Source organism: Xanthomonas arboricola pv. guizotiae, from assembly GCF_002940205.1.
Classification (GTDB): domain Bacteria; phylum Pseudomonadota; class Gammaproteobacteria; order Xanthomonadales; family Xanthomonadaceae; genus Xanthomonas; species Xanthomonas arboricola_C.
Map to the genome: position 1 here is coordinate 56,600 of NZ_MDSK01000031.1, position 8,440 is coordinate 65,039.

10 protein-coding genes are annotated in these 8,440 nt (G+C 59.2%); all 10 read left to right on the forward strand.

The features are described from left to right. The first annotated feature begins 10 nt into the window (after positions 1-10). The 10 genes from XarbCFBP7408_RS17115 to XarbCFBP7408_RS17160 all read left to right on the forward strand — a co-directional run bounded on the left by XarbCFBP7408_RS17115 (position 11) and on the right by XarbCFBP7408_RS17160 (position 8,352). Positions 11-235 (forward strand): acyl carrier protein, encoded by a 225-nt coding sequence (locus XarbCFBP7408_RS17115; RefSeq protein ID WP_104563973.1) that lies wholly within the window; start codon positions 11-13, stop codon positions 233-235. Positions 236-240: 5 nt separating this feature from the next. Further along, positions 241-1,281 (forward strand): ketoacyl-ACP synthase III, encoded by a 1,041-nt coding sequence (locus tag XarbCFBP7408_RS17120; protein WP_104563974.1) that lies wholly within the window; start codon positions 241-243, stop codon positions 1,279-1,281. Continuing rightward, entirely contained in the window at positions 1,278-2,045 is a 768-nt protein-coding gene (locus XarbCFBP7408_RS17125) for an SDR family NAD(P)-dependent oxidoreductase (protein WP_104563975.1), read from the forward strand. Before XarbCFBP7408_RS17120 ends, XarbCFBP7408_RS17125 begins: the two co-directional genes overlap by 4 nt. After that, on the forward strand, positions 2,042-2,821 hold the full coding sequence (locus tag XarbCFBP7408_RS17130) for an SDR family NAD(P)-dependent oxidoreductase (protein ID WP_181106753.1): 780 nt from the start codon (positions 2,042-2,044) through the stop codon (positions 2,819-2,821). Before XarbCFBP7408_RS17125 ends, XarbCFBP7408_RS17130 begins: the two co-directional genes overlap by 4 nt. After that, positions 2,818-3,477: an acetyltransferase gene (locus tag XarbCFBP7408_RS17135; protein WP_104563976.1), complete on the forward strand. Its 660-nt coding sequence runs from the start codon at positions 2,818-2,820 to the stop codon at positions 3,475-3,477. Before XarbCFBP7408_RS17130 ends, XarbCFBP7408_RS17135 begins: the two co-directional genes overlap by 4 nt. A 31-nt stretch (positions 3,478-3,508) precedes the next feature. After that, on the forward strand, positions 3,509-4,648 hold the full coding sequence (locus tag XarbCFBP7408_RS17140) for an aromatic ring-hydroxylating oxygenase subunit alpha (protein ID WP_104563977.1): 1,140 nt from the start codon (positions 3,509-3,511) through the stop codon (positions 4,646-4,648). Next, positions 4,645-5,301, forward strand: a complete 657-nt coding sequence (locus XarbCFBP7408_RS17145; protein ID WP_104563978.1) for an acetyltransferase — start codon at positions 4,645-4,647, stop codon at positions 5,299-5,301. The genes XarbCFBP7408_RS17140 and XarbCFBP7408_RS17145 overlap by 4 nt, the downstream gene beginning before the upstream one ends. A gap of 22 nt (positions 5,302-5,323) precedes the next feature. Beyond that, the gene (locus XarbCFBP7408_RS17150; RefSeq protein WP_104563979.1) at positions 5,324-6,553 is read left to right on the forward strand and encodes an FkbM family methyltransferase; all 1,230 of its coding nucleotides are present in this window, start codon (positions 5,324-5,326) and stop codon (positions 6,551-6,553) included. A 205-nt stretch (positions 6,554-6,758) separates the two neighbouring features. After that, on the forward strand, positions 6,759-8,033 hold the full coding sequence (locus XarbCFBP7408_RS17155) for a WavE lipopolysaccharide synthesis family protein (RefSeq protein ID WP_104563980.1): 1,275 nt from the start codon (positions 6,759-6,761) through the stop codon (positions 8,031-8,033). 43 nt (positions 8,034-8,076) lie between these two features. Then, on the forward strand, positions 8,077-8,352 hold the full coding sequence (locus XarbCFBP7408_RS17160) for a cytidylyltransferase domain-containing protein (protein ID WP_258072180.1): 276 nt from the start codon (positions 8,077-8,079) through the stop codon (positions 8,350-8,352). Positions 8,353-8,440: the final 88 nt, after the last annotated feature.

Consider the following 8,440-nt stretch of genomic DNA (forward strand, 5'->3'; position numbering starts at 1 on the left):
GCGAGCTCGCATGACCCAGGCAACGTTTATCGAGAACTTCCTCTCCGCCACCGACTTCCAGGAGCCGGTGGAGGTCACGCTGGACACCGTGCTGCTGGAATTGCCGGAGTGGGATTCGCTGGCGGCGCTGGGGGTGATCGTCATGTTCGACATGGAGTACGGCAAGACCATTACCGGCGAAGATCTCACCGCTGCCATCACCGTCGGCGATCTCTACAAACTGACCGAGGCGTAAGCACCATGCCGACCTCCACGCTGCACAACGTCCGCTTTGCCGGCATGGCGACATGCGTGCCCAAGCGGGTGGTGTCCAATCTCACCGACTGCCGGCCGCAGATCCGTTCCGAACGCGAGCGCCTGGTGCGCAACATCGGCATCGAGACGCGCCGTATGGCCGCGGAGTGGCAGTGTTTTTCCGACCTGGCCTTCGATGCGACCGAAGTGCTGCTCGAGAAGCTGCAGTGGAAGCGCGAGGAGATCGATGCACTGATCGTGGTGACGCAGTCGCCGGACTATCCAATTCCGGCCACCGCAATCATCCTGCAGGACCGGCTGGGGCTGTCGCATGCCACCGTCGCCTTCGACGTCAACCTGGGCTGCTCGGCCTACCCGTTCGGCATCAACCTGCTCGGCTCGATGATCGCCGCCGGCGGCGTCAAGAAGGGCCTGCTGCTGGTCGGCGACCGCAGCGCGAACCTGGAAGACCCGATCTTCTCTGACTCCGGCACCGCCACCGCGCTGGAGTTCAGCGCCGACGCGCCGCCGATGTACTTCGACCTCAACAGCGATGGCAGTGGCTACAAGGCGATCATCCTGCCGGTGGGCGGCCAGCGCGAGCCGGTGACCCTGCAGCACCTGATCCCGTTCCGCGAAGAGCCCGATGGTCAGTGGCGACGTGCAACTGACCTGATCCTGGACGGCGTGGCAGTGTTGAGCTTCTCCACGCAACGTATCCCACCGGCGGTACAGAAACTTCTCGACTACACCGGCGTATCCAAGGATGAGATCGATTACTTCGTGTTCCATCAAGCCAACCGCATGATCAACGAGACCATTCGCAAGAAGCTCGGCCTGCCAGTGGAAAAAGTTCCTTCGACGCTGCGCGACTTCGGCAACACCAGCGGCGCCTCACTGCCGGTGACCATGACCGCGCGCATCAACAGGGAACTCGAATCCGGGCCCAAGCGTGTGTTGTTGTGCGGATTCGGTATCGGCTTGTCGTGGGGCACGTGCCTGCTGGATATCGACGGTGCTGTGTTTCCTGATTTGATTGAGTCATGACGGCTACACCTGCAGCAACTACCGACGCGTTCGGACTGCAACGCAAGACCATTCTGGTGACCGGCGCTTCGTCGGGCATTGGCGCTGCAGTTGCTACGCTGTGCGCGCGTCTGGGCGCGAGCGTGGTGCTCACCGGGCGCGATACCGCACGGCTGGATGCGGTTGCCGGAGCAATGCAGGGCAGCGGGCATGCAGTGGTGGCCGGCGATCTGACTGAAGAAGACACCCGCACACGCCTGCTGCATGCCGCCGAGCGGTATCACGGGCTGGTGTCCTGCGCAGGCGTCGCCGCGTTGGTGCCGTTCCGCATGGCCGCAGAAAAGCATCTGCAACAGATGCTGTCGGTGAACTATCTGGCACCGATCGCGCTGACGCAGCAGTTGCTGGTCAAGCGCCGCCTGAGCGACGGCGCATCGCTGGTCTATATTTCGGCATTGTCTGCGCGTGCAGCGCCTCAGGCCGCCGCAGGCTATGCAGCGTCAAAGGCTGCGCTGGAAGCTGCGGTCCGCACGTTGGCGCTCGAACAGGCCAAACACGGCATCCGCGCCAACTGCATCGCGCCAGGCTACGTGGACACGCCAATGCTGAAGAAATTGGGCACTGCAGCAGATATGGACGACAAGATCGGGTTGACGCCGCTGGGGCGCATCGACCCGGATGACATCGCCAAAGGCGCGGTGTATCTGCTGTCGGCCGCCAGCCGCTGGATTACCCGCAGCACCTTGACCATTGATGGTGGGATTTCCCTGCCTATCCGCCTATGAGCATCGACACCACCATGGCAGCAGACGATACCGTTTCGGCGCTGCTGCACGATATGTATGGCCTGCACGGCAAGACCGTATTGGTCACTGGCGCATCCAAAGGTATCGGCGAAGCGGTCGCGTGCGCATGCGCGGCTGCGGGGGCGCACCTAATTGTGACCGGGCGCGATGCGGGGCGTCTGCAAACCACGCTTGCATCGCTACAGGGCGATGGCCATCGCCTGTTTGCCGGCGATCTGAGCGATGCAGCTGTCGTGCAGCAACTCGCTGCAGAATGCGGCCCCGTCGATGGCGTGGTGCACAGCGCCGGCATTCGCGGGCTGTCGCCGATGAAACTGGTCAGCGAGAAATTCCTGCGCGAGGTCATGGATATCAATTATCTGGCGCCGGTGATGCTGACCCGCCACCTGTTGGCGCGGCAATCGCTGAAGCCTGGGGGTTCGGTGATCTTTCTGTCATCCATCGCCGCACTGACCGGTACAGTAGGCGTAGGTCCCTACGCTGGCTCCAAGGCCGCGCTGGTCGGCACGCTGCGGCCGTTGGCGCTGGAGCTGGCGCGTCGCAAGATCCGCGCGAACGCACTCTGCCCCGGCTTGGTCGAAACCTCATTGATCAATGAGGACAAGGCTTGGTTTGAAGAAAGCCGTAAGCGCTATCCATTGGGCATCGGACAACCGGACGACGTAGCGATGGCCTGCCTGTATTTCCTTTCCGATGCCAGCAGCAAAGTGACCGGACAGGCTTTCAGCATGGATGGAGGCGTTGAGTTCGCATGACGGCCGAAGCACTTGTTCCGCCCTATCACCTGCTAATCGTTGGCGCGGGCGGCTTCGCAAGAGATATCGCATCGCTGGCGTACCACGAGGATCCGGCGCACGGCGTTGAATGGGATATCAAAGGTTTTCTAGACGACCGCACGCATCTGCAGGGCACGTCGCGCTGGCCGATTGTAGGCGACCCTGCTACCTATCAACCGGTGGAAGGCGACATCTTCATCTGCGCAATCGGTGACCCTGCATCGCGGCGACACTACGCCCGCGCGCTTATAGACAAGGGTGCGGATTTCATCGTATTCCACCCGCCACCGTCGCGCGAAGCGGCTGCCGGCTACATCGGTCGTGGCGGCGTTTTCGATTCACGGGTATCCATCGGCTCTGGCAGTCGGCTCGGCGAATTCGTCACCGTGCTGTCTACCTCAATCATCGCGCATGAAGTCAACATCGGCGACTACGTGCAGATCGGCAGCTTCGTATTTATCGGCGGAGGCGTAGTGATCGGCAACGATGTGACGATCCACCCGCACGCAACCATCATTCCCGGCATTCACATTGGTGACGGCGCCATTGTCGGCGCCGGCAGCGTTGTCGTGAAAGACGTGCCCTCCAACAGCACGGTGGCCGGCAATCCTGCGCGTGTCATCTTCACCCGGTGAAGCGGACACGCTGCATTTCAGGACCCAGGACATGACTCGCCACGCACTCGACGTCAAGCACTACACCAGCGCGCAGACCTTTGAACTGGAACAGGTGCGATTATTTGGTCGGCTGTGGAACTTTGTGGGGCTTTCTTCGCTGGTTGCCGAGCGCAATCAGTTCTTCGCACGCCAGGTGGCCGGCGTCCCGGTGCTGGTGCAGCGCACAGACGCCGGCATCCGCGCGTTCATCAACCAGTGCCCGCATCGGCAGTCGGCGATCCAGATCAACGGCCACGGCAGGCGCCCATTGGTGTGCCCGTACCACGCATGGTCGTTCGGGCCGGAAGGCGAATTACGTGGCTTGCCCAATCCGGGCCTCTACCAATTCACTGCCGAAGAAAAAGAAGCCATCTGCCTGCGCAAGTTGCATCTAGCGCAGGTCGGCCAGCTGCTGTTCGTCAACTTCTCCGAGCAACCGCTATCACTGACCGAACAGTTTGCGCCCGAGTATCTGGAGCAGCTGAGTGATGCATCCTCCCACCTAGATACGCATATCATCTACAGCTGTCATCGCGTGCGTTACAACTGGAAGTTGAACATGGAGAACGTCAAGGACTACAACCACGTTCCTTTTGTTCATCCCAAGACCTTCGGTCCTTTGATGACTACCACGGACAAGGCTGCCAGCTCGCAGGAAACCGTGCCAGACACTGCGTCGCCGGTAAAACAACTCTTGCAGGTGCAGACCGTACCGGCACTGAGCGAGCTCAGCTTTCCGGTGAAGGCGCAGATTACGGCCCAAGACAGCTGGTTTCGTGCGCTGTGCGATCGCTATGGCGAAGATGAGGCGTACTACAACTGGTTCGTCTATCCCAACGTGAACTTCTGTAGCGTGCGTGGCGACTATTTTCTGCTGCAGCAATACGACCCGGTCTCGCCATCGGAAACCGACTACCATCTTTGGGTGATGACGGCACAGCGCAAGCACACGCGTACCGACTTCACCGCGCTACTGAGCGATTTGATCCGAGGCGAGCGCACCGTCATTGCGGAAGACACCGCTCTGTTGGAACGCATGCAGGCCGGTTTTGGGCCGCACTCGGGCGCAATCATGCACGGTGATTACGAGATTCAACTGGTGCGCCAGCACCGTTGGTATCGCAAAGCAGTGCTGGAGGATGTGCCGTGACGTCGCTCATCCTGCTAGGCCAGGACCAGGCGCTTTCCCAAGCAGAACACACGGCGCGCGCTTGTGGACTTGCGCACAGCGTCATCGCTTTGGAATCGGCAGACCGGCATAACTTTGACCTAAGCAATTTTTTTGGGCGCTTTTCGGCAGCCAGCACTGAGGTCTTCGTTGCGCTGGACGCACGGGCGGTGAACTATGCACGCCACAAGTTGATCGCACAGCTGCGGCTTGCCGGGTATCGATTGGCGAACCTGGTTTCCCCAGCGGCAATCGTCGACGACGATGTGCGCTTGATGGGCAATGTGCATATCGGACCTGGCTGCAATGTGGCAGCTGGCGTGCGTATTGGCGTTGGCAGTTGGCTCGATCGCCAAGTCGTGATCGAACAAGATGTATGCCTTGGCACCTGTGTCACATTGCAGGCACGTGTTTTGATTGGGAACGGCGTGCAAATCGGCCAAGGCAGTACGCTCGGTAGTGCCAGCATCGCGACTGCCAACACCAGGGTTGGCAGGCATTGCGAATGGCTTTTACCGACCGTGCTGCCGAGCAATCTATCGGACAGATCTTTCCATGACGCACTGATGCCTGAAGGTGCACGCATCCTGCGAGCGACCGAACCATCCAAGCAAATCCAAATGCAAATTTGCTGACCCGAATTATAGAGAGCACGTGATGTCACTAGATGAGCACCTCCGAATCACGACCAATCCCAACGGAGACGAGCGTGTCCTGCGCGAATGCCTTGCCCGTTACGCGGATGCATTCGCGGGTGAGCCGGACTTCTGCGTGCCACCCCAGGCCCGTCGATTACTCGATCAGGAAGGCGCGACCCTGCAGGTAGTGCTGCTCGGCAGCAAGCTCTTCGGCAGCGTGTTCGTACGAGAAGCCGCAGCTCGTGTAGAGATTATTGGCGTGGTCGACGACTACAAGGTCGGCAGTGGGCAAACATTTCATGGTATTCCCTTTATCAGCTCCGCCACCTTGATCCAATGGGCAAACTCGCGCCCGATTGTCTGTGTAAACACGTGTCGGTTCGACTACTCGCGTCGCTACTTCAAACACCTGGCACTCACCCACCGGATTCCGTTACTCAACTACGAGCAGGCCATCCGCTGGCTTGGCATTACTGCGTGCCTTGATCATCGTGTCGAAGATTGGGGTGGCTACATCGTGCGTAACCTGCCGCGCTTCGATGCATTGGCTGCCCGCCTCGGCGACCCTTATTCGCGCTTTACTTTGTTTAGCGTGCTATTGGCGCATTTATCCTGCGATCCAGAGTGGATCCTTCATGCAGCTAAGCCCTACTCGAGCTTGTATTTTCGCTCGGGCCTTTTCGCGCCGGGCTTGAACGAATGCTTCGCCGATTGCGGGGCATCTATCGCCGAGTCGAGCCGCGCCTTTCTCGACAGCGTGGATGAAAGCTTTGAAAAGATTTGGATGATTGAGCCAGACCACTTCAACGGCGAGACGCTAAAGGAATTTATTCGCGGCCGTGGTCTCCAGCCTGCCAGGGAAGGCCAGATAGAGTTGATCGCCTGTGCATTGGGAGAGGCTGACGGTGAGCTACCATTTTTGCATGAAGGTGGACACGGTGGCCAACTACTTCCGATGCCATCTGGGCAGTCTCACTGCCACAATGTGGCCGTGCGCCGGCTGGATGACCTGCTTGACCGCACTCCTACGTTGATCAAGATGGACATCGAAGGAGCCGAACTAGCTGCGTTACGTGGTGCCAGTGCACACATTGTCGCGGGACGTCCGACGCTTGCGATCTCAGCCTATCACCGTTCTTCGGACCTGCTCGAATTGGTAGACGCAGTGGAGAATATGCGTGATGACTATCGTATTGGTTTGCGTCACAACACCGAAGACCGCTGGGATACCTGCCTTTATTTTTACTGACTTGATTGTCTCGCGACCTCGAAGGTAGGCAATCCAAGGGCAGCGAAGAAGAGAGATGTCCTTGCGCTGGGGAGGTGGGTCGGTTGGTGGCTAGGTCTACCATGACGTAAACAAAGCCAACTGATCGGCAGTGAAATCAGCTTCGCAAACCAAAGACGCATCTGCCGCACATGTTATGTGTGGTCAAGGATAGGAGTTCATCACCATGGCGCTAGCCACCGGCTCGCTTGATCGAGCCCGTATCAAATACCCGGACTTGGATCTGAGCCGAACCAAGCTGATCGGCTGGGGAGCCGGACAATTCTTCCGCGACTTCTATCCTGCTATCGCTTCGCAATTGAGCCTGGCGTACACCATCTGCCCGCGGCGTGAGAATCAGGGCATCAATCTGCATGGCGTGCAGGTGATGGCTCCGTCCGCTCTGCTGGACGAATCCATAGACAATGTACTAATCGTCATCTTTTCCAATCACTCGCCAGAGGTAATGAACCAGATCACCCAGGCGCATGGGCGATTTCGCACAGTGCGCGCGGTGGACTACGATCAAGGCAGCGTTGCGCTGCTGCAGGAGCTGCAGGACGTCTCCGGCTTGCTCCCGGAACTGCAGCTATCGCGTCGGCTGACGGCGCCGGATACTGGCATCTTCGTACAGGGACTCGCATTCGAATTCACGCCATTGGTGTTGGCCTGGAATCGCCTGCACTTTCCGTGGGCATATCAGTGCATGGTGACCTGGGATCATCAGTCCAGCGCCCTACTGGATCGTTGTCGACCGTGGCTGGATGCACTGATTCTGGTCCCCCAGCCAGACAATGTGGGCCTGCATTACCGTAATACCGTGTTGCGTTCCGCCCGCTTGGGTGTCGAACACCTGGCTGCGCAAGGAATAGAATTCGCGGTGCGGTGCCGCAGCGACAATGTCCTCACCGGCTCGATTTGCGAAGCCGTCAATACACATTTTCGTGGCACGAGGAATAGGGGCAAGATTGCAGTGTCGCTAGCGGCCGCCTGGCAGCACATGCCGTTTCATTTCACCGAGAAGGCCATGCTCGGCAGAACCGAAGACATGCTGGCGCTGTGGTCGATGCCAGAAGATCCGCGCCCCGCAAGTTATGCAGACGATGAATTGTCTCCGACGCTTGAACTGGCGCCTGGCCGGCACTTCCAGGACCTCAGCCATTACACGTTCGAATCGTCATTGTGGCGGGATTACGCACGCAGGATTGGATTCCCGGCAGAGACCCTGGTCGACAGTTACGGGTTTGCAAAGTCGCGCTTGCTTGCGTTGGAGCCGCAGTTGAGCTGGTCGTCCTTGAAGTTCGTCCCTTTATTCAACGTGGCGCGCGACACCAATTACGGCTTCTCACTTGACTTGTGGAACCGTTTGTTCACCGACACCGATGCAGTACTCGAGGCTGCCGAGGCAGTCAGCCGGCTGGGGCTCAACTCCACCGATTTTTGGCAAGGCAGAGTCGGCTGAGCCGCTTGCCGTTTACAGACTTCGACTGCCAGGAAGCTTACCCATGACCTACTCCATCATCATCCCGGCCAGACGCGATTCGTCGCGCCTGCCCGGAAAACCACTCATCGCACTCGGCGGCGTGCCCATGATCGTGCGCACCTACCAGCAGTGCGCAAAAGCCGCGCCGGCCGATCACATCCTGGTCGCCACCGATTGCGAAGTAATTCAACGGACCTGCGAGCAGGCAGGTATTCGTACGCTGATGACATCCAGCGATTGCCTGACCGGCACCGATCGTGTTGCCGAGGTTGCAAGGCAGCTCGACGTGGATACTTAGAGCGGCTAACAAAACCCTTGAATTCTGTTGAGTCGGCGACAACATTGCCGGCATGACACGTCGCAACGAGATCCCTAGTGCGCTTTGG